The sequence below is a fragment of the Reyranella sp. genome (assembly GCF_965279625.1).
In the GTDB taxonomy this organism is placed as follows: Bacteria; Pseudomonadota; Alphaproteobacteria; order Reyranellales; family Reyranellaceae; genus Reyranella.
This window is the reverse complement of sequence record NZ_OZ257251.1, coordinates 2,981,832-3,006,801: the sequence shown is the minus strand read 5'-3', so window position 1 is coordinate 3,006,801 and position 24,970 is coordinate 2,981,832. Positions and strand designations below refer to the sequence as shown.

The following is a 24,970-nucleotide window of genomic DNA, read 5'->3' as shown; positions in this document are numbered from 1 at the left end:
TCATCGCGAGCGGGGTAACCCCCGCTCTGGAGCGCAGCGAAGGATCTAACGCCAGCGACGCAGTACTCTGGTCGCTCGGCTAGGTCCTTCGCTGGCGCTCAGGACGACAATAGGCTTACCCCTCGTTGCTGTCGTCCGGCGCGTCGGGCGTCAGAGCCTGGGCAACCGCGTCGTCGACCGTCTCGAGCCAGATGAACTCGAGCGTGTTGCGGACCTCCTCGGGGATGTCGTCGTAGTCGCGCCTGTTGCGCGCCGGCAGCATCACGCGCGTGATGCCCGCCGCCGCCGCGGCCACGACCTTCTCCTTGATGCCGCCGACCGGCAGCACCAGTCCGCGCAGGCTGATCTCGCCCGTCATCGCGGTGTCGCTGCGGATGGTGCGGCCCGTCATCAGCGACGCCAGCGCCATGAACATCGCGACACCGGCGCTCGGCCCGTCCTTGGGCGTGGCGCCGGCCGGCACGTGGACATGGATGTCGTTCTTCTCGAACAGGACGGCATCGAGGCCGATCGACTTCGCCTTGTTCTTGAGCACGCTGAGCGCGGCCTGCGCGCTCTCGCGCATCACCTCGCCGAGCTGGCCGGTGAGGATCAGCTTGCCGTGGCCGGGCGAGCGCGTGGCCTCGATGAACAGGATGTCGCCGCCCACCGGCGTCCAGGCAAGGCCTGTCGCCACGCCGGGCACGCTGGTGCGCATGGCAACGTCGTTCTCGAAGCGGACCGGTCCCAGCAGCTCCTCGATGTCGGCCGTGCCGATCTGCACCCGGGTCGCTGAGCCTTCGGCGACCTGCACCGCGACGTGGCGCAACGCGCGGCCGATCTCGCGCTCCAGCCAGCGGACGCCGGCCTCGCGCGTGTAGCCACCGATGATCAGCTTCAGGGCGTCGTCGTCGATGCCGGCCTGTTCGGCCGTGAGGCCGTTGGCTTCGAGCTGGCGGCGAACGAGGTAGCGCTTGGCGATCTGCAGCTTCTCGCCTGCCGTGTAGCCGGTGAGCGAGATGATCTCCATGCGGTCGCGCAACGGGCCGGGGATCGTGTCCAGCATGTTGGCCGTGGCGATGAACACGACGCGGCTCAAGTCGAACGGCACGTCGAGATAGTTGTCGCGGAACGTGCCGTTCTGCTCGGGGTCGAGCACCTCGAGCATCGCCGCCGACGGATCGCCGTGCACGCCGCTGCCCATCTTGTCGATCTCGTCGAGCATCATCACGCAGTCGCGCGAGCCGGCCTTGCGGATCGCCTGGATGATCGTGCCGGGCAGTGCGCCGATATAGGTGCGCCGATGGCCGCGGATCTCGGCCTCGTCATGGACGCCGCCGAGACTAACGCGCGCGAACTTGCGGCCCATGGCCCTGGCGATCGACTGGCCGAGCGAGGTCTTGCCGACGCCCGGAGGTCCGGCGAAGCACAGGATCGGCGCCTTGCCTTCGGGCGCCAGCTTGCGCACGGCGAGATACTCGACGATGCGCTTCTTGATCTTCTCCAGGCCGAAATGATCGGCGTCGAGCACGCGCCGCGCCTCGGCGATGTCGATCGGCTGCGTCTCGGGCAGCGCCCAGGGCAGCTCGACCAGCGTGTCGAGATAGGTGCGGATCATGCCGTGCTCGGCCGACGCCTCGGGCGTGCGCTGCAGACGGCGCAATTCCTTGCGCGCGGCAGTCTCGGCCTCCGGCGGCATCTTCGCGTCGGTGATCGCCTTGTCGAGATCGGCGATCGCCTGCTTGTTGGAATCGTCCTCGCCCAACTCGCGCTGGATGGCGGCCATCTGCTCGCGCAGCACCATCTCGCGCTGGCGGGCGTCGAGCGAACTCTTGGTCTGCTTCCCGATCTCGCTGCTGATGCGCAGCACTTCCAGGCGCCGGGACAGAAGCTGGGTCACCTTGTCGAGACGCGGCACGAGATCGAGCGCTTCCAGGATCTCCTGCTTCTCGCTGGGCTTGGAGTCGAGATAGGAGGCCGCGAGATCGGCGAGGGCGCCGGCCGAAGTCGTGTTCTCGACGGTCTGCCGCAGCTCCTGCGGCACCTGCGGCAGCAGTTCGAGCGTGTCGCGGATCTGCTGCTTCAGCACGAGGAAGCGGGCTTCGATCTCCGGTCCGGTCGTGGTCGGCTCGACCAGGTGCAGGCCGCGCGCCAGCAGGAACGGATGTCCCTCGACGAAGTCGGTGATGCGGAAACGCTGAACGCCCTGGCACACGATGTGATGGTTGCCGTCGGGCGTGGTGACGTAACGCAGGATGTTCGCGACCGTGCCGACCGGATGGAGATCGGCCGGCACCAGCTCTTCCTTCGTGGGGTCGCGCTGCAGCACCAGCAGGATCTGGCGCTGTTCGCGCACGGCCTGCTGGATGGCGGCGACCGACGAGGGCCGGCCGACGCTCACCGGGAACACCATCTCGGGAAACAGGACGAGGTCGCGCACCGGCACGACGATCAGGGCGTCGGACGGCAGGGGCTTCGCGTCGGGCTTCGACTCGGCTTTCGCGCTCACGGACTGCATCACGTCATCCTGCGGGCTCATGGCTGCCTCCGCGTACTTGCCTTGGCCAGGGTCACCACCAGGCAACCGTTGGCCTCGAAGCGTCGCACCTCGCCATACACGCCGGACGGAAGGGCCACCCGACGCTCGAAACGGCCCTGCGGCAGCTCCATGCGATGAATCTTGGCCGTGCGCAGCTCGGCGGGAACGGTGCGTTCACCGCACAGGACGAGCGTGCCGTTCTCGATCACCGCCTCGACCGTCTGCACGTCGACGCCCGGCAGCGCGGCCAGGATCAGCACTTCGCGCTCGGTCTCGAGCACGTCGACCGGCGGCTCCCAGTTGGCGCGCAGGCGGCCGGCCGTCTGCGGCCTGAATACCTGGCCATGCAGCCGTTCGGCCTGCGCCAGCATCTGCAGCGCCTCCGACCACATCCAGTCTCTGGGATCGCCTCTCTTCATGAACCCGGGCCTCCAATTCCCGCCCCAATGTGGGAATTGGAACGGCCGGCGACAACTACCGCGTCCGACCCGGCACCAGAGCGAGCCAGAGCGAGATCACGGTCGAGCCGATGGCGACCGCCTGCAGCAGCGACAGCGGCTCGTGGAGGATCAGGATGCCGCTCACGATCGCCACGATCGGAATGGCAATCGAGGAGAGCGCCGCCACCTGGGCCGGCAGGAGCTTCACCAGGGTGAACCAGACCATGGTGCCCAGCGCCATCGGGATGGCACCGGTATAGATCGTGGCGATCAGGACCTTCGTGGACGGCCAGTGCGTCGGCAGCCCGTCGAAGATCAGCGCGCCCAGGGCGACCGGCGGCAGGGTGATCACGATCTGCCAGAAGGTGAGCGAGGGACCCATGCCCGACCAGTTCGTGCGCTTCACCACGAAGGTGCCGACCGCCCAGCAGAAACCGGCCAGCAGCCCCCAGAACAGGCCGAGCGGCGCGGTGGCGTAGCTCTGGAAATTGGGGATCATCAGCGCCGCAACCGCGCCGGCACCGATCGCCAGCGCGGCCAGCAGGCGGCCCGTCAGCTTCTGGCCGAACACGAGGAAACCCAGCAGCGCCACCCAGAGCGGCATCGTATAGGCCAGCACCGAGGCGTGGCCGGACGGGACGTAGAGCACCGCAAGCGACGTCGCGATGTTCCAGATGCCGATGTTCATCGCCGAGGCGAGGACGAGTGCCGGCCACTTGCCCCTGGGGACGGCGAAGTTCTCGCGACGTATCAGCAGGATCGCGGTCAGCACGAGCGCGCCGGTCGACAGAACGATGGTGCGGAACGTCAGGACCGGCAGCTCGTCGAGCGCGATCCGGAACAGCGGCCAGTTGGTGCCCCAGACCAGGGTGAGGGCGCCGAGAAGCGCCAGCACCTTGGGCGAAACGCGGGACATGGGCGGGGGGCGGGCGGGGCGGGGACGATCAGGCCTGGGGTTCGTCCGGCGCCTGCAGATAGCAGCCTTCGATGCGCCAGCTGCCGTCGGCCTGCCGCGACATCGGGTAGAAGGCGGTGACCGGCCGTCCGTCGGGACCGATCACATGGACCTTCTGCGTCGGCATTCCCTGCAGGGTGACGATCTCGCGGAATTCGACCGCGCGCGGCCGGTAGACCGGTCGATAGCCCTGCCGCACCATATCCATGAAGGTCTCAGACGTGCCGAACATGCCCTGGATGCTGGGCGACGCGTAGCCGAAGGCCGCCTCGCCATCGTCGCGGCGGAAGGCCTCGATCTGGCGCTCGATCACGTCGCGGATGGCGCTCCGGTCGGGCTCGGAAAGCTGCGCTTGCGCCGGCAGCGCCAGGGCAAGGAGTGCGCCGAGAAGGGCAAGGAAACGCAGGGGCATGGCGGCACTCTACGCCCGCGACGGTGGTGAGGCGACCACCGCGGAGGTCCGGTCGAGGCGGGAAAACGCCGTGCAGACGGCGCCAGCGGGCCGTTCCCGGCCTCGATCTGCGGGCGATGGCGGCGCCCGGTCGCAGGCACAAATGGCCCTGTGACTCGGCTTGCATCGCCGGGGCAGTTTCATTAGGGTGCGCCCCTCTTCGTCGGGCCTCTCGGGGTTCGGCTGTGCGCCCGTAGCTCAACTGGATAGAGCATCTGACTACGAATCAGAAGGCTGGAGGTTCGACTCCTTCCGGGCGCGCCATTTCTCTCTCAGTAAATACAGCCTTTCATCGCTTCGTCTGTGTGGCGACGTCGACTGCGACGAGTGGCGGAAGCCACCCGGTAGCCACGGAGATTCAAAAGGAAAATTTCTAGTCCCGTGACGGGGTGCTTTGCACTTGTCCTGCTAGCCGGTAGTTGCTGGCTTCAATCCGCGAACGCCATGTTCGCTTGCACACTACTGTGGCAGCTGATCCCACGTCCGGCCGGCGAGCATCCGACCCGTACGCTTCTTATTCACGCCAGCCCATTGCTTGAAATGAAACGCCACGTTCGCCTTGATGCACTGGTCGCGGATTGAACGAACCCACTCAGGCTGCATCGGCCGCGCCTTGGGGCCACTCTTGCCCCCCCGGCGATGGCCCAATCATGTCCGTGAGGTCGAGCCCTTCCAGCGGCCCCAAGAGAGGCTCAAGACCACCCAAATGTGCATCGGCCAAGGCAGCGCAGACGATAGCTCCTCTGTCCTTTCAGCCCTCTTGGTAAGCACCTGATAGGTGTGCTGGGGAGTGGCGACCATAGCCGCGAAAACTTCATGGATGAATTTAAGCGGCACGTCCTCGTGGAAGAGGTCCGACATGGAATTGACGAAGATCATGCGGCCCGTCTTCCAGCGCTTGGGGATTTCTAGCGCCGCGCAGTCGAGATTGATCCGCCCGTTCCACTTGTAGCGGCCACCGGACTTTCGAGTGATCCCCCTGTACTTCGGCTGGCCCATGAGTTCGAGCCGCGCAGCGAGGCGCATGACGTAGCAGTTCGCGCATCCGGGCGAGAGGACGGTACAGCCCGCGACTGGATTCCATTTCGCCTCCGTCCACTCGATAGGTGAGTTGGTGACCATGCAATTGCCTGGCGGCAAATTGCGGGCAATGGCCACTGGCCCCAGGCTGGGGCGCCTCACAGCAGCACTCCTTGTGACAGGCGCTTGGCAATCCCTGGTCATGTACGGCAAGTTCACGGCCCTACTGTCGAGGTGATCGACTTCTCGCAGCTACCCGAAGCGGATAGACATGAGCGCGTTGGTGCCACAGACGCTTTACGACAAGATTTGGAATACCCACGTCGTCGAGCGATTGGGCGATGAGACGTATGTCCTCTACGTCGACCGGCACCTGATCGACGAAGTGCACAGCCCCCAGGCTTTCGACGGGCTGCGCCGTGCAGGGCGGCCCGTGCGGCGGCCGGCTGCGACCCTGGCGGTCGTCGATCACAATGTGCCGACTTCAGAGAGGAAGGCCGGCATCACGGAGCCTCGTTCCCGGGCACAGGTGGCAGCACTCGAGGCCAACGTCGCCGCGTTCGGAGTGCCATACATTCCGTTGCACGACGCGCGGCAGGGCATCGTCCATGTAGTTGGTCCGGAACTGGGCTTTTCGTTACCAGGTCAGACCATCGTTAGCGGCGACTCACATGCCTCGACGCACGGGGCGCTGGGTGCCCTCGCCTTCGGAATCGGCGCATCAGAGGTCGAGCATGTACTGGCAACGCAGACGCTGGTGCTGAAGAAAGCCGGTAACTTTAAAGTCGAGGTGTCCGGCGGCCTGCCCTTCGGCACCTCTGCCAAGGACTTAGCGCTCGCCATCGTCGGACATGTCGGCGCGGCCGGCGGCAACGGCCACACGATCGAATTCTGCGGCGATACGATTGCGGGGCTGGACATGGCCGGGCGTATGACCGTGTGCAACATGGCAGTCGAGGCCGGCGCACGTACCGGGATGATTGCACCCGACGAGACGACGTTCGCCTATGTGCGCGGCCGTCAGCTGGGACCGAAGGGCGAAGCGCTCGATCGCGCAATCGCTTGGTGGCGTACGCTGCCGTCCGACCTCGGCGCCTCCTGGGACAGGGTGGTCATGATCGATGCCTCGCACATCGCGCCAATGGTGACATGGGGTACCAACCCGGAAGCGGTCGTGCCGATCACCGGCGCGGTACCTGATCCAGAGAACGAGATGGACGCGCAACGCCGCACCCAACACCGCCGCATGCTCGACTATATGGGCCTCGCGCCGGGACAGAAGCTCGCCGGCCTCAAGATCGATGTCGTGTTCATAGGCTCCTGCACCAACGGCCGAGTTGAAGACCTCCGTGCGGTTGTCGCGGTGCTGCGGGGACGCAAGGTCGCACCAGGAGTGCGCGCGCTGGTCGTGCCGGGTTCCGGCCTGGTTAAGCGGCAGGCGGAGGCAGAGGGACTGGATCGCGTGCTCATTGAGGCGGGCTTCGAATGGCGCGAGCCCGGCTGCTCAATGTGTCTCGCCATGAATGAGGACCGGCTTACGCCGGGGCAGCGCTCGGCCAGCACGTCGAACCGCAACTTCGAAGGACGGCAGGGCCCTGATGGCCGCACCCACCTCGTCTCGCCTGCGATGGCCGCCGCCGCCGCCGTGACTGGAGCGCTGGCTGACGTGCGCGAGTTTGGCTAGCCCCGCGTCGATCAGCAGGCTTTATGAGCTGCGGCAGGCGAGGCCTTCGAGGAATGCGTGGCCCCGCGGAGTTACTTCGACAACTGGTCCCTTGCGGACCACGAACCTTTGATCGGTGCACTCTTCCCAGACCGGGAGGCGCGGACACGACGTGCGCCAACTCTCGATGACTTCTGCATGCAACCGCGGTTCCTTCGCTAGCCAAGCTAACAAGTCGCGTACCAGAGGTTCTATCGTGGGTTCCATGAGGGGCAGCCTGGAAGCCCCCGCGTCATACGTCAAAGATGTCATGCATTCTCTTTCCATACTTCTTCGATATGACGGCACGCTTGGATGAGTAGGCGGCTGCATTGTTCGATTCGACGACGAGCGGCCGCTAGCCCGGGATGCGAATCCTTTGCGTAATCCGGCGGACAGATGTCCGAAACCGGACATAACCTTACGTCTCTGACTAGGCCTCGGTAACGTCAGTGTAACCACACAGCACATCGTACCGGCGACCTTGAACGGACCCCCAACTATTGGCCGTTTTGGACACGCTGCTTCCAGCCTGTTGCTGCCGCACCTAACAGAAGTGGAGTTGACTGCCGGTCAGTCGCTCGGCGTGGCGGGCGAGCGGCCTCATCTCACCTACTTCCCTGTCGACTGCCTGCTCAGCATGGTATCGACCGAGGGTGTCGAAGCGCTGAGTGTCGGGCGGGAGGGCACGAGTTTTCCCGATCTCGCGCTGAAGGCTGCAAACCTTCCGTTGGACGTTGTCGTCTCAATCGGTGGGCGCGCGTGGTCGATGAAAACTTCCAGGCTGCAGGCCATGGCCGCGGCGGATGACGCGATCCATAGGAGGCTTGCCGAAGCGCACCACGCCGCGTTCTGCGAGACGGCGCTCGTTTCGATCGGGCGCGCAAAGGGCTCGCGGATGGGGGATTTGGCACGCTGGCTCCACCGCGGGTGCGAAGTCACGGGGAGGGTGTCCTTGGCCATCAGCCACGCACACCTCGCAAGCTTGCTTGGGACCAGGCGCCAAACCATTACTACCAATCTCGCCGAGATGGAGGGAATGAACCTCATTGCGACTCGGCGAACCCTCATCACCGTTCGCGACCTGGCCGGCCTCGCGCGGATCAGTGATAAGCCTGCTTATTAGATTGCTCCCGGGTCTGGGCCACTACTCGACGCGCGCCAAACTTCGTGAATTGTCCGAAAAAGCGGACCAACTACTTTGGTCCAGCTCAGGACAGTCGGTGTCGCGTACTAGTCATCGCGACGTATTTTATCGACGGCCTCGACCGGCGCGCGACCGCAGCGGTTCAACTCAATCACGCGGGCGGCGGGCCGGGCGGTGGCTCGCGGAGGGGCGGCATGGGCGGGACTGGAGTCGGCTTGGAACCGGGTGGCGGTTCGCGGGGTGCTTCATTTGGGGGTCTGGGGATGCGCGCCATGCCGTCGCTCTCTTCGTTCTGCTTTCCAATATGCCCAGAAAGGCTACTCGGGAGCCGTTACGGCGTCACTCGATTGCTAGCGGTTTCTCTTGTCTTGATACAGGAACTGGTATGGACCGATCGCCAACGCGGTCGCGTACAATGGCGGTTATCGCAGTCTGACCAGCAATCCGATTCCGATCGGCGACCAAACCCTGTGGGCCCTCGGGACCGTAAACAACGGTCCCTTCAGCTGCTGGTCACACACCGGGCCAATGGCGCCTTATAATCCAGCCGTCTTGCCAACCAGGACAAACATCTCACTCGGCGCGTCAACCACGATTGCGCCCCCAAATTTGAAGTCCAGACAGATAAACGAAATAAACGCAACAAACGAAACGAACGAATCGAAGGTCGCACCCCCCGAATCCGGAGGTCGCGCCACTCTATATTGTGCCTCTTCGGATCCGTACCTCAGGATCTCGTGGGTCTTCCCGATCTTGTCTCCCCCTGACGGGAGGGTTTCAGGCATTCAGGCTCGGCCGCGTCTCCCGGGAGGTTCGACTGGTTTCGCGCACGCCATTTCTCTCTTGTCGAATAGGTGAACCGGGATACCGTTCGATCGCGCGCCGGCGGAGAGGGCGCTGATCGATGCAACGAACTTTCATCAACCTGATGCGCGGTGATCCCGCGCCCCGGTTCACGGCCGCGACGGCGAGCAATCCACGCTACATCTTCGATACGGTGGCGGGACGCTACGTCGTGCTCTGCTTCTTCGTCTCGGGCAGCACGCCGGGCGGTGCCGCGGCGCTCGAGGCGGTGGCCGCCAACCGGCACCGGTTCGACGACGAGCGGGTGTGTTTTTTCGGTGTGACCGTCGATCCGACGGACAAGGCGAGCGGCCGCGTTCAGCAGAGCCTGCCGGGAGTGCGCCACTTCTGGGACTTCGACGGCAGCGTCTGCCGCCTCTATGGCGCGCTGCCGCGCGACGCCGGGCCGGATGGGCAGGTCGGCGCGCGGCAGTTCTGGGTCGTGCTCGACCCGACCCTGCGCGTGCTGCAGATCATCCCATTCAAGCCGGGCGGGGGGGGACTGCGCCGAACTGTTCGCCTGTCTCGACGCGCTGCCGCCCGCGCACCTGCATGCCGGCCAGCCCGTGCAGGCGCCGGTGCTGGTCCTGCCCAACGTCTTCGAGCCCAACTTCTGCCGCAGCCTGATCCACCTGCACGAGGCGGATGGCGGCCGCGACACCGGCTTCATGAGCGACGTTTCCGGCAAGACCGTCGAGCTGAAGGATCCCGCCCGCAAGCGCCGGCGAGACTTCATCGTCGAGGACGAGGAGGTGATCCTCGCGGTGCAGCGGCGCATCAGGCGACGCATCGTGCCGGAGATCGCCCGCCTGTTCTTCTTCGAGGCCACGCGCATCGAGCGTTATCTCGTCGGCTGCTACACGGCGGAGGAGGGCGGCCACTTCGCGGCCCATCGCGACAACACGACCAGGGGCACGGCGCATCGGCGCTTCGCGGTGTCGATCAATCTCAACGAGGACTTCGAGGGCGGTGAGGTGAGCTTCCCGGAATACGGGCCGCGCGGTTTCAAGCCGCCGGTGGGCGGCGCCGTGGTCTTCTCCTGTTCGCTGATGCATGCGGTCTCGACCGTTTCGCGCGGCCGGCGCTACGCCTTCCTGCCGTTCCTCTACGACGAGGCCGCAGCCAGGATCCGGGTGGCCAACAATCAGTTCCTCGATCCCTCGGTCGGCGCGTACAAAGGCGGCTGACCTCAGACCAGTTCGGGACCGTGTCGAAATTCCTTCGCTATGTCGGCCTTATCGGCCTTCTCGCCCTCGCCGGCGTCGCGGCCTGGCTGTTCGGCCGGGGCGAGTTACTCGTCTCCGGGCCGCGAACCGACTATTTCCTCTACCTCGCGGCGCTGCTTGCGCTCGTCCTCGTCCTCGCGCGCTGGCCGCGTCTCTCCGGCGTGCTGCTCGTGCTCGCCTGTGTCGAGTTCGCCTGGGGTCTCGGGTCCTGGGCGCTGGCGCCGCCGGGTTCGCCTTCGCTGCTGCCGCCGGTCAGTGCCGAGCCGGCGCGTTTCCAGTGGCATCCGCTGCTGCAGGCGGTGCCGGCGCCGGGCCTCGCCTTCACCAGCGCGACCGGGCTCGCCATCCGGCACTCGTCCCAGGGCACGCGCGGCCGCGATCCCGATCCGGCGCGGCTGGCCGCCAGCGGCGTCGTGGCGACCTTCGGCGGCTCGGCGACCTACGATATCGGCAACGGCGAGGGCGACACCTGGCCCGAGCGGCTGGACGCGGCACTGCGCGACGATGGGCTGGTCGTCGTCAATCATGGCGTGCCGGGCTACACGACGGCCGAGCATGTGCTGCAGACGGCCTTTTACCCTGAGAAGTTCGGCAAGGCGCCGCGTTGCGCGGTCTACTTTGTGGGCTGGAACGATCTGCGCAATTCGCACATTCCCAAGCTCGATGCCGGCTATGCCGACTTCCACATGCCGAGCCAGGTCGATTCCCTGAAGGTGCGGAGGGTCGGAGGCTCCAACGTAACGATCTCACCGGTGCTCACCGTGCTGACGCGCCTCGTCTCCGCCGAAGTCGACACGGTGCGGTACGCCAAGGACCCCTACGCGCTGCCGCCGGTCGCCGGCCCCGATGCGGCGGCCGCCACGATTTTCGAGCGCAACGTCCGCTCGATCTCCGCGCTCAATCGGGCGCGCGGCACGCCGACCATCTGGGTCGGGCAGGTCGTCAATCCCGACCGCCTGATGGGCGAGGGCCTGTACGGCTGGCTGCCGCGCGTGCGCGACCGCGATCTGCCGAGGTTGCTGAGGGAATCGAACGCCCTGCTGCAACGGACGGCCAAGGCCCTGGGCGACACCTACGTCGCGCTGCCGGAGGAGGCGTTCGGTCCGGCCGATTTCGTGGATCAGGGACATTTCTCGGCGGCCGGCGCGCGCCGATTCGCGGCGCTGCTGGCCCCTGCCGTGCGCGAGGCTTGCCGCTAGGCGCACGGGATTCTACTCCTGTCGCATGGCTTCTCCCTCTCGCGTCATCCTCATCACCGGTGCCTCCTCGGGCATCGGCGCCGCAACCGCCCGCGCCCTGGCCGCGCCCGATACGGCGATCGCCCTGCACGCGCGGCGCAACCGGACCGGCCTCGAACGGGTCGCGGGATTCGTGACCGGTGCGGGCGCCCAAGCGCTCATCCTCGAAGGCGATCTCGCCGAAACCGGCACGGCGGCGCGTCTGGTCGACGAGACGGTGAAGGCGTACGGTCACCTCGACATCATCGTCAGCAATGCCGGGTTCGCGAACCGCACCCAGGTCGGTGAACTGGATCGGGCGGCCTGGGACGCCAGCCAGAACGCGATGACCGCCGCCTTCTTCGAACTGGCGACCGCCGCCAAGCCGTGGCTGATCAAGGCGGGTGCGGCGGGGCGGCTCGTCGGCGTCTCCTCCTTCGTGGCGCATGCTTTTGCACGCGGCCTCATGACCTTTCCCGCCTCGGCCGCCGCCAAGGCCGGCGTCGAGGCCTTCGCCAAGGCCTTCGCCGTCGATATCGCCGGCTCGGGCGCCACGGTGAACTGCGTGGCACCGGGTTTCATCGAGAAGGATCCCGATGCCCATGCCGCCGTGCCGCGCGCCGGCATGGAGAAGGTGACCCAGTCGATCCCGATGGGCCGCTACGGCAAGCCCGCTGAAGTGGCGGCGCTGATCGCCTTCCTGTGCTCCCCGGCCGCGAGCTACATCACCGGCCAGACGGTGCACGTGAACGGCGGCGTCACGCTCTAGCAACTCGGCAACTCCGGCGACGAAAACTATTGCGCTCGGCAACCATTGAGGTCGACTGCCGTTGCCGTGATGGCGGAACAGATGTCCGCGGGGGTCGCTGCCGCTATGAAAGAGTTGGATCGCGCTGGGCTGTTCGAACTCTTCGTCGACGGACTGCCTGACTACGCCCTCTGTCTCCTCGACATCGACGGGACCATCCTGAGCTGGAACGCCGGGGCCAGCAGGCTGATGGGGTACGCCTCCCAGGAAGTCGTTGGCCGGAATGTGTCGCTTCTCTATGCGGCGGAGGAAGCTGCGACCAAACCGGCGATGGGGCGGGAAGAAGCGGCAGCCCACGGTCGCTACGAGCACACGGGTCGGCGGGTCCGCCGGGACGGAACCGAGATCGAAGCCCAAACCGTGCTGATCCCGCTTCATGCCGTCGACAAGACTCTCATGGGCTACGGCATGCTGATTCGCGAACCCACCGGCCTCCCTCGAACGGCGCCGACGCTGGCAGCCTCGGGAAAGTTGATCACCCTGCCGCGTCCAAAGAGAATCCTCGTGGTCGACGACAATGCACAGATCCTGGAGACGATCGACGCTCAACTCACCAGCCTTGGCTACAGGGTCATCGCCGCCGCTGACGCTGCGGCGGCTCTGGATATTCTGACCGGACCCGGCGACATAGACCTGCTGCTGACGGACGTGGTCATGCCCGGCGGCATGAACGGAAGCCAGCTCGCGGTGGAAGCACGCCGGCTCCGCCCCGGGATCAAGGTGCTGTTCACGTCCGGCTACTTCGAAGTCGCGCTCGTGCGAGATGGCAAGCTCGACGAAGGCACCCAGGTCCTCGCAAAGCCCTATCGCAAACACCAGCTCGCGCAGAGCGTGAGCGAGGCGCTGTCGAACGAGTCCGACCCGGCACGATAATCGCTCCGGGCACCCCAAGGGCCTGCAGGCAATACATTGGCAACAAGCATTCGGCGGGCCCTTTCGGTGCTGGGCCGGGAGCTTTCGTTCCGAACGCGCATCGTCCTGATGTTGGCGACCTATGCCGTCATGAGCGCGGCGGTGGTCGCCGTCATCCTGCAGCAACTCCGAGCGGATGTCGTCGTCGCCAGTCAGAATACCCTGAAGGCCTTCGCCCAGCTCAGCGACGAACAGACGGCACGCACCTTCCAGAACGTCGAGCAGACCTTGGAGGGACTCGAAGCGCAACTTCTGCCCGCGATGCGCTCCGCTCTCGGCGATATGCCTTCGCTGAGCGCCGAACTGCGGCGCCTTATCGAGAGCCGACCCTTCCTGAGCGCGGTCACGGTACTCGACAGCGAGGGCCACGTTCTTTTCAGCAGCGAGAGAGACGTCGTAGGTCTCGACCTCTCGGACAGGGCCTACTTCATCGACAGCCGGAGCCGCCCCGGCCTTCGCTTCCAGCTCGGAACACCGGTTCGCTCTCGCGCGACAGGGGAATGGCTGCTTCCCGCCTCCCGCAGCGTGCGCCTGCCCAGTGGAGAGTTTGCCGGTGTCATCCTTGCGTCCGTGAACCCGCACTTCTTCGATCGGGTTTGGACCGTGGAAGGAACGATCAAGGGTCAGTCGACGGCGCTGTGGCGGATCGACGGTGCGATGATCATGCGTAGCCCCTTCGCCGAGCAGGACATTGGCCGCACGACCTTCAGTCCGGAACTCATGCGCCGGGTGAGCGGGGGAGCGATGCAGGGCACCTTCGAGATTGCGAGCGGCGTCGACGGCGAGCACCGCCTGGTCGCCTTCCGTCGGCTTGCCGACTTTCCCGGATTCGTGATTACCGTGATGCAGACGGCGGATCAGGCGCTCAAACCCTGGCGCCACATCGCCCGCCTCGCCGCCGCCGGATGGGCGGTCTCGCTGGCGACGCTGTGCGCCCTCGGCATGTGGCTGGTCACCGAATGGAATGCCCGACGCGCCGAAGAGGACCGATATCTCATGCTGTTCGACGCGAATTCCTATCCCATGGCCGTTCTCGACCGCGCATCACGCGCTTTGCTCGCGGTGAACGATGCAGCGCTGCAGGAATACGGGTGGTCGAGGGAGGAAGCGCTACGGATGTCGGCGAGCGATTTCTACGCTCCGGGCAACGTGCTGGAGGAGGGGGCCATTCACGAAGCGAGCGGCTCGAGCCGTGGTCGCATCGTCACTGGCCAGCGGCACCGGCGGAAGAATGGCACGATCATGGACGTCGAACTGAGATCGCGGCCGATCCGGTTCGGCAACGTCCCTGCGACCCTGGTCATGACACAGAACATCACGGGCCAGATCAGGGCGGAGCAGGAGCGCCAGGTCGCCGAGGAGGAGCTGCGCGAAACGCAGGAGCGCTACCGCACCCTGTTCGAAGCCGCCCCCTACGCCGCTCTAGTGACCGACCGCGAGACGCTTCGTGTGCTGGCGGCGAACGATGCGGCCGTGAAGCTCTATGGCCGGTCGAGGGACGAATTGCTCGCCCTGACAGCCGAGGAATTTTACGTCCCGGCAGATCGGCCGGCGATGACGCGTCGGCGCCGCGATTTCTCGGCCGACGTCACGACCGTCGTGCAGGGCGTGCGCCATCGTCGGCGCAATGGAAGCCTGATGTCGGTCGAGATGGCAGTGCGGCTGATCGAGTACCAGCACAGGGCGGCGGCCCTGACTATCGTCACCGATGTGGGGGAGCGTCTCCGGACAGAGCAGGCCCGCGAAGCGGCGGAAGAGCAACTTCGCCAGGCTCAGAAGATGGAAGTCGTCGGACAACTCACCGGCGGCATCGCCCACGATTTCAACAATCTCCTGACGGTCATCCTCGCCAACACCGACGAGGTCCAGGAAGAGGAAGGCCTGGATCCGCGGGTCAAGGCGCGTCTGGAGCAGATCGCCAAGGCGGTGCTCAGGGCGGCGGAGCTGACGAGTCAGCTGCTGGCCTTTTCCCGCAAGCAGGCCCTCAATCCGAAGGCGACCGATCTCAATGACCTGGTCGTCACCACGGGCAAACTGTTGCGACGCACGCTGGGCCGCCATATCGAGTTCGTTGTCGATCTCGCCGCCGACCTGTGGCCGGTCGATATCGACCGCGCCCAGCTCGAGACGGCGCTGATCAATCTCTGCGTCAACGCGCGGGATGCGACGCCCGGCGGCGGCAGGATGTTCATCCAGTCCAGAAACATCGCCTACCAGGCCGGTGTCGAGCCGGAGAATCCCGACATCGACGCCCGGGACTATGTGAGGCTGAGCGTAACGGACACCGGGACCGGCATGCCGGCGGACGTGCTGGCCAAGGTGTTCGAGCCTTTCTTCACGACGAAGGATGTGGGGAAGGGAAGCGGCCTTGGTCTCAGCATGGTGTACGGCTTCATCAAGCAGTCCGGGGGCGCCATCGGGATCAAGAGCGAAGTCGGGCGGGGCACCACCGTCAATCTCTACCTGCCGCGCAGCGACGGCGCCGTCGAGTTGGCCGCTGCGCCCGGTGCCGGCACCCTGCTGACGGGCAGCGAGCGAATCCTGGTCGTCGAGGACGAGCCCCAGGTTCGTGAAGACGTGGCGCGACAGCTCAGGAGTCTGGGATACGAGGTCGCGGAGGCCGCCGATGGTGCGGCCGGGCTGGCTGCGTTCGACGCCGCGAAAACGCCCTACGACCTTCTCCTCACCGATATCGTGATGCCCGGACCTTTGAGTGGCAAGGCTCTTGCCGAACAGGTGGCACGCCGCTGGCCTGGAACCGCCGTCGCCTTCATGTCCGGCTATGCGGAAGGGACCAAGGCGTCCAATCTTCTGACCAAACCGTTCCGCAAGCACGACCTGGCGAAGCATGTGCGCGAGGCCCTCGATTCAGCCCTGATCTGAGGCTCGCACGCCTGCAATCAGTCGGGAGTCCGCCTCAGGATTTGTTCGATTTCCATCCCGAGACCCAGCCAGTCGTTGGCCTCCACCAGCGTGCGAAAGACGTGTGTTTCGACTTGATGCTTGGCGGTGAGGGCCATGAACATGCGGCTCAGCCCGAAGGTTACGTCGGTCGCGGCGAGGAATGACCATCTGGTATTGCCCCATCGCGCATCTGTCCGTTCCGCGTAGATGGCCAGCCGCCGCAGATCGGCAGAGGTCAGAGGTGTCGTGCTTCCCCTGAAGTCGAAGATGAGACTGAGCCCCTCCTTGAAGCCGGGGAGATTCACGAGCTCGGCGAACGACTGTTCGAGCTCGTCGATATCCATGCTCTGCTTGGCGCGTAGCACGATCACGCCCAGGTCTCTATTGAAGCGGATCGTATGAGCCATCATGCCCCTCTCTGAGGGTGCAGCGTACAGTCGGAGCAGTACTGTAGGGCCAGGGGGCGGCAGAGTCCCGTGCGGATGTGCCGCCGGGAGTGACCTCGCGCGACAGTTGCGGGGGCGGGCGGGGCTAATGCGCGGCGGTGGGCCGACCATTCAGCCGATCGAGCGCACCAGCCGGATGATGTCGATGCCCTTGGTGTCGATGCCGAACCAGTCGAGGTAGAGCGGCACCTGATGATCGAGCATGTGCCGGCCGTGATGGATACGTCGACCATGGGTGCGGGCCCGCCTCAGCAGCGGCGTTTCGACCGGGCTCATGATCACGTCGGCCACGACGACGTCGGGATCGAGCGTCATCGGGTCGAAGGCTTGGGGGTCGTCGGGGCGCAGGCCGAGCGCCGTCGCGTTGATCGCGATGTGGATGCCCTTGGGCGGCATTCCGACCTCCGCGACAGGCACGTCGGGATAGTGGTTCAGCAGCCGGTCGATCGCCTTGTCGGCGCGCGCTTGCTGGAGCTCGGTGACCAGCAGGCGGCCGACGCCGGCTTCGCACAGCGCGGCCGCAATGGCGCCGCCGGCGCCGCCGAGGCCGACCAGCCAGACGCTGGCGCCCTTTACGCGATGCCCCTGCGCCTCCAGTCCGCGCACGAAGCCCAGGCCGTCGACATTGTCGCCGGCCAGCACTCCGTCAGGGTCCCGCCGCACCAGATTGACGCTGCCGGCCGCCAGCGCGCGCGGCGTGGCGCGGCCCATCAGGTCGAGCATGGCGGTCTTGTGCGGGATGGTGACGGTGAAACCGCCCAGGTTGCGCATCTTGGCCAGCGCCTCGAGCATCAGCGGCAGCAGATCGGGGCCGCCTTCGAAGGGCAACCAGACGGCGTTGACGCCGGTGGCGGCGAACACCTGGGGCATCACGCCGGTCATGCGCAGCTGACGGATGGGATCGCCGATCGTGCCGTAGAGGCGTGTGGCGCCGTTGACCTGGAAGAGGCCATTGAAGAGCGTCGGGTCTGTCGGGTTCATGGGCCCCCAAAAGAAAACGGCGGAGCCTGCGCTCCGCCGTCGATCTTGGTCGTGCAGAATGCCCGACGCTAGAGATTCTTCAGCACGTATTCGGCCGAGGAAACCTCGAAGGCGCCCGGCTTTTCGACGAACAGGTGCTTGATGACGCCGTCCTCGACGACCATGGCATAGCGCTGGCTGCGCGTGCCGAGGCCGAACTTCGAGCCGTCCATCGTCAGGCCCATCGCCTGGGTGAACTCGCCGTTGCCGTCGCCCAGCATCATCACCTTGTCTTCGGCCTTCTGGTCCTTGCCCCACGCGCCCATCACGAAGGCGTCGTTGACCGAGATGCAGGCGATCGTGTCGATGCCCTTGGCCTTCAGCTTGTCGAACTCCGTGACGAAGCCCGGCACATGCTTGGCCGAGCAGGTCGGGGTGAACGCGCCCGGCAGGGCGAAGGCGACGACCTTCTTGCCCGGTGCGAAAAGCTCTTCGGTGGTCACGGCCTTGGGGCCTTCGGGACCCATGGTGCGCAGCGTGGCGCTGGGGACCTTGTCGCCGACTTTCGCCATTATTAGCTCCTTAATATACGCCGCCAAACCGCGGCCTTTGCGAACTGGCGGACCCTAGGCCGGGGTTGGGTTTTTGTCCATGGAAGGCCCGTTATCGGGAAGATGGGGGCGCTGGCTGCTTGAACTTTAGCCGGACAATCCCCATGGATATGGGAGATCATTGCACATGCCCGGGTCCAGCTCTCCTGCCGCCACATTGGTTGGCCGCTTCCTGGTGGCCGCGCCGTCCATGCCGGACGAGCGCTTCCAGAAGAGCGTCGTGTTCATCTGCAAGCACGATGACGATGGTGCGCTGGGAATAATCGTGAACAACAAGGTCGACGACCTGCCACTCGGCCAGGTCTACAAGCAGCTCGGGATCGAGGTGTCCAAGACGGCCGCTGACTGGCCGGTCCTGTTCGGCGGCCCGGTCGAGACCTCGCGCGGCCTCGTGCTGCACTCGGCCGACTACAAGCGCGACGAGACCCTGCTGATCGATGGTGGCCTGGCGCTCACCGCTTCGCTCGAGATCCTGAAGGACATGGCGGGCGGCACCGGGCCGAAGAATGCCTGGCTTGCCCTGGGGCACTCCGGCTGGGCGCCCGGCCAGCTCGACCGCGAGATGCAGGATAACGCCTGGCTGGTGGTCGACGGCGATGCGGAACTGGTGTTCGACGCTGATCTCGCCGCCAAGTGGCAGCGTGCGCTCGACCGGCTGGGCCGCGGCGGACCCGGCGCCAAGTTCGATCTCGCCTCCTTCTCTCCCCAGTCCGGACGCGCCTGAGCTTTCAGGGTTCAAGCGCTTCTATGCATTCCGAGTAATGAGGTGTGCGTACTCGCGCCCCGATTGCGCTTACCTTCCCCAGGCTAACGGGCCTATAGGCGCAGGATGTCGACCGCTTGCCTCCCTTCGCGGCCGGCATGCGTACCCGGGACGTCCGCGTTCCTTCCCCAACCCCTTATAGGGAGTGCGGGCGTCCCGTCCTCGCGCCGAGTGACTACTCGGCGGCGCCCTACTCGGCCGCGATCGACTGGCTGGCGGGGCTCTTGTAGGCAGCGAGCAGCGACGCTTCGCGTTCCTTGGCGGCCTTCACGTTCTTCTCCTTCACGTGACCGAAGCCGCGCATCGTTTCCGGCACCGACGCGATCTGCACCGCGAGGGCATGGTTGTCCTGGCCGAGCCTGGCCAGCAGCGTCTCGACCGTCGCCTCGAACTCGCCGATCAGGCGACGCTCCATGCGCCGCTCTTCGCTGTAGCCGAAGATGTCGAACCGGCCGCCGCGCAGGCGCTTCAGCGACGCGAGCAGGCGGAACGCCGGCATCACCCAGGCGCCGAACTCGCTCTTCTTGAGTTCGCCCGTCGTCGGATCGCGGTCGGCGAACAGCGGCGGCGCCAGATGGAAGGTCAGCGTGTAGTCGCCTTCGAACTGCTGGCGCAGCTTCTTGTGGAACTCGCCGTCGCTGTAGAGGCGGGCGACTTCGTACTCGTCCTTGTAGGCCATCAGCTTGTAGAGCGACTTGGCGACCGCTTCGGCGAGGCCGCGGCGGCCTGGCGCCTTGTCCTTCTCGACCCGGGCAACCTTGTCGACCAGCTTGCGATAGCGCTCTGCATAGGCCGTGTCCTGATAGGCGGTGAGCAGCTCGACGCGCCGGGAGACGATCTCGGGCAGGGTGCGCGCGACCGGCTTCTCGATCCGCAGCGCGGGCTTGGCGGCTGCCTGCACGGCGGTGAGATTGTGGGCGGCGAGGCGGCCCCAGTCGAAGGTGCGCTTGCTGCTCTCGACGGCGACGCCGTTCAGCTCGATGGCGCGCATCAGCGCCTCGAACGACAGCGGCACCAGGCCCTTCTGCCAGGCATGGCCCAGCATGAACAGGTTGGTGGCGATCGAATCGCCCAGGATCGCCGTGGCGAGTCCGGTGCCGTCGATGAACGAGGTGGCCTCGTCGCCGGCGGCGTCGCGGATCGCCTTCATCATCGACTCGGCGCCGAGATCCATGTCGCCGTTCATGACGAAGGCGGCGACCGGCTGGACATGGCCGTTGATCACGGCCTTGGTCACGCCCTGCTCGATGCGTGACAGCGCGGCCGGCGAGGCAGCCACGACCATGTCGCAGCCCAGCACCAGATTGGCGCCGCCGGCGGCGATCCGAACGGCGTGGAGATCCTCGGGCTTGGGCGCCAGCCGCACATGGCTCATCACCGCGCCGTTCTTCTGCGCAAGACCGGTGAAGTCGAGCACCGTGCAGCCCTTGCCTTCGAGATGGGCCGCCATGCCGATCAGGGCGCCGACGGTGATGACGCCGGTGCCGCCGATGCCTGTCACCAGGATACCGTAGGCTTCGCTCAGCGGCCGCAGGGTCGGCATCGGCAGCGAGGCGAAGGGATCCTCGGCGACGACCTCGAGCTTGCGGCGGCGGGCCTTGGCGGGGGCGCCGCCATGCACCGACACGAAGCTCGGGCAGAAGCCGTTCACGCAGGAGAAGTCCTTGTTGCAATTGCTCTGGTCGATCTGGCGCTTGCGGCCGAGCTCGGTCTCGAGCGGCTTCACCGACACGCAGTTGCTCTTCTCGGAGCAGTCGCCGCAGCCTTCGCAGACCGCGTCGTTGATGAAGACGCGCTTGTTGGGGTCGGGGAAGGTGCCGCGCTTGCGGCGGCGGCGCTTCTCGGCGGCGCAGGTCTGGTCGTAGACCAGGACGGTGAGGCCCGGAATTTCACGCAGCTCGCGCTGCACGGCGTCGAGCTCGTCGCGATGGCGGATCGTGACGCCGTGCGCGAAGCCGGCGTTCATCGGGTACTTGTCGGGCTCGTCGGTGACGACGATCACCTTCTTGGCGCCCTCGGCCTCGACCTGACGCGTGATCTCGGGAACCGTCAGCGGCCCGTCATGCGGCTGGCCGCCGGTCATCGCGACCGCGTCGTTGAACAGGATCTTGTAGGTGATGTTGACGCCGGCGGCGGCCGACTGGCGGATCGCCATCAGGCCCGAATGGTAATAGGTGCCGTCGCCCAGGTTCTGGAAGATGTGCTTGTCGGAATGGAACGGCGCCTGGCCGACCCAGCCCACGCCCTCGCCGCCCATGTGCGAGATCAGCGAAGTGCGGCGCTCGGGCATCCATATCGCCATGCCATGGCAGCCGATGCCGGCCATGGCACGGCTGCCCTCGGGCACCTTGGTCGAGGTATTGTGCGGGCAGCCCGAACAGAAGAACGGCGTGCGCGCGACCTTGGGCGGCGGCGCCGACAGCAGCTTCTCCTTGCCTTCGAGGCGCGCGAGGCGCTGGCGCAGCTCGGGCGATTCGCCTTCATGCTTCATCAGGCGGCCGGCGATCACCATGGCCACGCCGGTCGGCGTGAGCTCGCCCTCGCTCGGCAGGATGATGCGGCCGCTCTCGTCGGCCTTGCCGATCACCACCGGGCGGCGGTCGGCCGGCAGGTGATAGAGGATGCGCAGAAGCTGGTCCTCGAGGTTAGAGCGCTTCTCCTCGACGACGATCACTTCCTGCAGGCCTTCGGCGAAGCGGCGTGCGCCTTCGGCCTCGAGCGGCCAGGTGACGCCCACCTTGTAGAGGCGGATGCCGAGCGCCCGGGCGCGCGCGTCGTCGATGCCGAGATCCTCCAGCGCCTGGCGCGTGTCGAGATAGGCCTTGCCGGTCGTCATGATGCCGATGCGGGCCTTGGTGCCGGTCTGGGTCGGTTCGATCACGGTGCGGTCGAAGCCGTTGGCGCGCACGAAGGCGGCGACCGCCGCCATCTTCGGGCCGTGCAGGCGCTTCTCGGCCTCGAGCGGCGGATCGGGATTGCGGATACCCAGCCCGCCTGGCGGCAGCTGGAAGTCGGTCGGCATCACGATCTGGATGCGTTCGGGATCGACCCACACCGAGGCGCCGCTCTCGACCGTCTCGGAGATCGCCTTGAAGCCGACCCAGCAGCCCGAGTAGCGCGACAGGGCAAAGCCCAGGATGCCGTAGTCGAGATATTCCTGGACGGTTGCCGGATTGACGACCGGAATCATCGCCGCGGCAAAGACCTGCTCGCTCTGGTGCGGCAGCGTCGAGGACTGGCAGCCATGGTCGTCGCCGGCCAGTGCGATCACGCCGCCATGCGGCGAGGTGCCGGCCGCGTTGCCGTGCTTCAGCACGTCCATCGAGCGATCGACGCCGGGGCCCTTGCCGTACCAGATCGAAAAGACGCCATCGACGGTCGCGCCGGGGAACAGGTTGGTCTGCTGGCTGCCCCACACCGACGTCGCCGCGAGATCCTCGTTGAGGCCGGGCTGGAAGTGGATGTTGTTCTCTTTCAGGTAGCGCTTCGCGCCCCACAGTGCGTTGTCGTACATGCCGAGCGGCGAGCCGCGATAGCCGGAGATGAAACCGCCGGTGTTGAGGCCGGCCGCGAGGTCGCGCTGGCGCTGCATCATCGGCAGGCGCACCAGCGCCTGGATGCCGGTCATGTAGACGCGGCCTTTGCCCAGCCGGTAGCGATCCTCGAGGGTGTAGTCGCCGAAAACGAGCGGAACTGGGGTGACGGTGCTCATCGCGGGAGCCCTCCGATGCGGCGGCGTGAATGGGCGTTTATCCGCCGCAGCATAGCGGGACCTGCCGTCGGCGGAAAAGCCTATCGAGGCCTTCCGCCGTTCCGAATTTCGCTCCCCCGGTCCGTCGTCTAGTTCGTCGCCGGCCGCTTGCCCGCCTTGTAGTCGGCGATGGCGGCCTTGAGCTGGCGGTACTCGGCGCAACCGAAGGTGCAGAGCGAGTCGAGCCGGGCGAGCTGCTGCTCGGCTTCCGGCAGGCGGCCCAGCATCAGGTAGGCCTCACCGAGATACTCGTAGGCGCCGATGTGGCGGCCATCGATCGAAAGCGCCTGCTGGTAGTATTGCAGCGAAGCGTTGGGATCTCCCGACTTGCGTGTGGCGAAGCCCATCAGGTTGTAGGCATCGGCATTCTTCGGATCCTTGGCCACGACCTGCTGCAGCAGCGGCAGCGCGCCCTTGTAGTCCTTCGCTTCGATCATCGCCTTGGCGCGCGTGTAGTTGGCGTCGACCGGCTTGGCCGGTTCCGCGGTTCCGCCGGCCGCCTGCGCGGGCAGCGACGGGCCAACGGTCACCACGGCCAGTGCGGCGGCGAGGAAAAGAGCGCGCATGGGATTGCCTCCTGAAGGTCTCGGGATTGTCGCCCGGTCTGCGCTTTGGACAACGAACATCTTATGACATTGCCGTGAGATCGATCGTCTTCGCGATCGCGCGAACGGAAAGCCGGCCCTGCCGGCCGCGGATCTCGACTTCGTGGCGGGGCACCTCGCCGAGATCGATGCCGGCGCGGTCGAGCAGCTCCTGCGACACGACGAGCTCGACGGCGAACTCCTTGGTCAGCGATTCGAGACGGCTTGCGGTGTTCACCGTGTCGCCGATCGCGGTGATCTGGGCGGCGCGCGCATAGCCCATCTCGCCCACGATCGCGGGCCCGGCATGAAGTCCGATGCCGATGCGCAGCGGCTGGTCGAGATCGCCGGACATCGCTTCATTGAGATCGGCGAGGGCCAGCGCCATGCGCCGTGCCGCATCGAGCGCCTGCCTACACGCGACCTGCGGTTCCTGGTTGAGGCCGAAGATCGCCATCACCCCGTCGCCGATGAACTTGTCGAGACGTCCGCCCGCGGCTTCGACGGCTTGCCCCGTGGCGCGGAAGTAACGATTGAGCAGGAACACCACGTCGTAGGGGAGCTTGCCTTCCGAAATCGTCGTGAAGCCGCGGATGTCGGCGAAGAGAACCGCAATGTAGCGCTCGCCGCCATGCGCCTGGGGTTGCCGGCGATAGGCTTCGACCGGGCCGGCGGCGGCCGGCAGCAGCAGCGCCACCCGGTAGTGACCGGGCGGCGGGCGCAGCTGGCAGGCCAGCCGGACATTGGCCGGAGCGCCGATGCGCGCCAGCACCTTCGCTTCCTCCGGCGAGGCCGGTGGCAGCCGTTGGCGGTCGTCGCCGGTGATGCGCACACGGCAGGTCGAGCAGCGGCCGCGACCCCCGCAGACCGAGGCATGGGGAATGCCCGCGACCCGGCTCATCTCGAGGATCGAGAGGCCGGCCGGCTGCGTCACGCTGCGGCGTTCGCCGTAGTCGAGGCGCACCACGCCGGCGCGCCGTTCCCAGAGATCCCGCAAGGGCCGGGCGGCGATCGCCGCGAACAGCAAAGCGAGCGCCGTGTACTCGAGCCCGGCCGACATCGAATAGAGGTGGGCGACCTGATCGGGCGTCGGAATACGGGCGCGCTCGAACAGCGCTTCGAGAAAGCCGGGACGCTGCGCCAGCTCGGCGACGTCGCGCAGCGCGACCGCGGCACCGGCAAGACTGGCTGCGGGGATCAGGAGGGCCAGGGCGTAGAGCAGCGGCAGCCAGTCGCGGTACCAGGGCTTCAGGCGCAGCGCGAAGTGCAGGCCGATGCAGCCATGCATCCAGACGACGAGCGGCAGGGAGAACTGTCGCAGGATGCCCGTCCAGCCGCCGGCGACGAGCGTTCCCAGCACCCACGGATATCCCGACTCGACGCCGTAGAGATCCGCCGCGAGGCGTGTGCCCGCGACATGGATCACACCCAGCGGGATGGTCGCTCCGCCCAGGATCCATTGCGCCCATTCCCAGCGCGACAGCTTCAGCGCGCGCCGCCGGTACAGCGACCACAGCGCGAGAAAAAAGTGACCCAGCAGCGCCCCGTAGAGCAGGGTCTGGCCGGCCGGATTGCTCCAGACGAAGGCGAACCAGTGCCGTCCCTCCTCGAGGACGCGCAGCGAGACGAGGCCGAGCGCATGATTGAGGAGATGGGTGACGACGTAGAAGAAGAGGACGTAGCCCGACCAGAGGCGAAGCCGTCCGGTCATG

Annotated in this window: 18 protein-coding genes, 1 tRNA gene and 2 pseudogenes; 10 read left to right on the top strand and 11 right to left on the bottom strand. The window is 66.4% G+C overall.

The window, feature by feature from the left end; all coding sequences use genetic code 11:
- Positions 1-115: 115 nt before the first annotated feature.
- The 4 genes from lon to ACQY78_RS14630 are packed head-to-tail and all read right to left on the bottom strand — an operon-like array spanning position 116 to position 4,325.
- Positions 116-2,497, bottom strand: coding sequence for an endopeptidase La (lon, locus tag ACQY78_RS14645; RefSeq protein ID WP_428686387.1), 2,382 nt, complete (start codon positions 2,495-2,497; stop codon positions 116-118).
- A 17-nt stretch (positions 2,498-2,514) separates the two neighbouring features.
- Positions 2,515-2,937 (bottom strand): Hsp20/alpha crystallin family protein, encoded by a 423-nt coding sequence (locus ACQY78_RS14640; protein ID WP_428676217.1) that lies wholly within the window; start codon positions 2,935-2,937, stop codon positions 2,515-2,517.
- 55 nt (positions 2,938-2,992) lie between these two features.
- The gene (locus tag ACQY78_RS14635; RefSeq protein WP_428676215.1) at positions 2,993-3,874 is read right to left on the bottom strand and encodes a DMT family transporter; all 882 of its coding nucleotides are present in this window, start codon (positions 3,872-3,874) and stop codon (positions 2,993-2,995) included.
- A 28-nt stretch (positions 3,875-3,902) separates the two neighbouring features.
- Positions 3,903-4,325 (bottom strand): DUF4864 domain-containing protein, encoded by a 423-nt coding sequence (locus ACQY78_RS14630; RefSeq protein WP_428676213.1) that lies wholly within the window; start codon positions 4,323-4,325, stop codon positions 3,903-3,905.
- A gap of 226 nt (positions 4,326-4,551) precedes the next feature.
- On the opposite strand from ACQY78_RS14630, the gene ACQY78_RS14625 reads away from it, so the two are divergent.
- A tRNA-Arg gene (locus ACQY78_RS14625) sits at positions 4,552-4,628 on the top strand.
- Between the two features lie 195 nt (positions 4,629-4,823).
- Here the strand turns inward: ACQY78_RS14625 and ACQY78_RS14620 are convergent.
- Positions 4,824-5,486 (bottom strand): annotated as a pseudogene (locus ACQY78_RS14620) (DUF5131 family protein).
- Positions 5,487-5,655: 169 nt separating this feature from the next.
- Here ACQY78_RS14620 and leuC point away from each other — a divergent pair.
- The 8 genes and pseudogenes from leuC (at position 5,656) to ACQY78_RS14580 (ending at position 16,122) form a co-directional block, all read left to right on the top strand.
- A complete protein-coding gene (leuC, locus tag ACQY78_RS14615; RefSeq protein WP_428676212.1) occupies positions 5,656-7,068 on the top strand; it encodes a 3-isopropylmalate dehydratase large subunit in 1,413 nt (470 codons plus the stop codon).
- A gap of 580 nt (positions 7,069-7,648) precedes the next feature.
- Positions 7,649-8,212 carry a Crp/Fnr family transcriptional regulator gene (locus tag ACQY78_RS14610; RefSeq protein ID WP_428676210.1) on the top strand — a complete coding sequence of 188 codons (564 nt, stop codon included), beginning with the start codon at positions 7,649-7,651 and terminating at the stop codon, positions 8,210-8,212.
- A 925-nt stretch (positions 8,213-9,137) separates the two neighbouring features.
- A pseudogene (locus ACQY78_RS14605) lies at positions 9,138-9,461 on the top strand (redoxin domain-containing protein); the annotation flags it as partial.
- A 193-nt stretch (positions 9,462-9,654) separates the two neighbouring features.
- On the top strand, positions 9,655-10,263 hold the full coding sequence (locus ACQY78_RS14600) for a 2OG-Fe(II) oxygenase family protein (protein WP_428676208.1): 609 nt from the start codon (positions 9,655-9,657) through the stop codon (positions 10,261-10,263).
- Between the two features lie 20 nt (positions 10,264-10,283).
- Complete coding sequence (locus tag ACQY78_RS14595) at positions 10,284-11,501, top strand: SGNH/GDSL hydrolase family protein (protein ID WP_428676207.1); 1,218 nt, start codon at positions 10,284-10,286, stop codon at positions 11,499-11,501.
- Positions 11,502-11,526: 25 nt separating this feature from the next.
- Positions 11,527-12,288 carry an SDR family NAD(P)-dependent oxidoreductase gene (locus tag ACQY78_RS14590; protein WP_428676206.1) on the top strand — a complete coding sequence of 254 codons (762 nt, stop codon included), beginning with the start codon at positions 11,527-11,529 and terminating at the stop codon, positions 12,286-12,288.
- A 105-nt stretch (positions 12,289-12,393) separates the two neighbouring features.
- Positions 12,394-13,200 (top strand): response regulator, encoded by an 807-nt coding sequence (locus tag ACQY78_RS14585; protein ID WP_428676204.1) that lies wholly within the window; start codon positions 12,394-12,396, stop codon positions 13,198-13,200.
- 36 nt (positions 13,201-13,236) lie between these two features.
- Entirely contained in the window at positions 13,237-16,122 is a 2,886-nt protein-coding gene (locus ACQY78_RS14580) for a PAS domain S-box protein (protein WP_428676203.1), read from the top strand.
- Positions 16,123-16,139: 17 nt separating this feature from the next.
- Here the strand turns inward: ACQY78_RS14580 and ACQY78_RS14575 are convergent, their stop codons facing one another.
- From ACQY78_RS14575 to ACQY78_RS14565, 3 genes are all read right to left on the bottom strand, one after another.
- A complete protein-coding gene (locus tag ACQY78_RS14575; protein ID WP_428676202.1) occupies positions 16,140-16,550 on the bottom strand; it encodes a hypothetical protein in 411 nt (136 codons plus the stop codon).
- A gap of 150 nt (positions 16,551-16,700) precedes the next feature.
- Positions 16,701-17,570: a shikimate dehydrogenase family protein gene (locus ACQY78_RS14570; RefSeq protein WP_428676200.1), complete on the bottom strand. Its 870-nt coding sequence runs from the start codon at positions 17,568-17,570 to the stop codon at positions 16,701-16,703.
- A gap of 68 nt (positions 17,571-17,638) precedes the next feature.
- Positions 17,639-18,121 carry a peroxiredoxin gene (locus tag ACQY78_RS14565; protein ID WP_324505020.1) on the bottom strand — a complete coding sequence of 161 codons (483 nt, stop codon included), beginning with the start codon at positions 18,119-18,121 and terminating at the stop codon, positions 17,639-17,641.
- 166 nt (positions 18,122-18,287) lie between these two features.
- Between ACQY78_RS14565 and ACQY78_RS14560 the strand changes: the two genes are divergently transcribed.
- Positions 18,288-18,884: a YqgE/AlgH family protein gene (locus ACQY78_RS14560; RefSeq protein ID WP_428676198.1), complete on the top strand. Its 597-nt coding sequence runs from the start codon at positions 18,288-18,290 to the stop codon at positions 18,882-18,884.
- 229 nt (positions 18,885-19,113) lie between these two features.
- On the opposite strand, the gene ACQY78_RS14555 is transcribed toward ACQY78_RS14560, so the two are convergent.
- From ACQY78_RS14555 to ACQY78_RS14545, 3 genes are all read right to left on the bottom strand, one after another.
- Entirely contained in the window at positions 19,114-22,635 is a 3,522-nt protein-coding gene (locus tag ACQY78_RS14555; RefSeq protein WP_428676197.1) for an indolepyruvate ferredoxin oxidoreductase family protein, read from the bottom strand.
- A 128-nt stretch (positions 22,636-22,763) separates the two neighbouring features.
- Positions 22,764-23,240: a tetratricopeptide repeat protein gene (locus tag ACQY78_RS14550; protein ID WP_428676195.1), complete on the bottom strand. Its 477-nt coding sequence runs from the start codon at positions 23,238-23,240 to the stop codon at positions 22,764-22,766.
- 61 nt (positions 23,241-23,301) lie between these two features.
- On the bottom strand, positions 23,302-24,969 hold the full coding sequence (locus ACQY78_RS14545; protein WP_428676194.1) for an adenylate/guanylate cyclase domain-containing protein: 1,668 nt from the start codon (positions 24,967-24,969) through the stop codon (positions 23,302-23,304).
- Position 24,970: the final 1 nt, after the last annotated feature.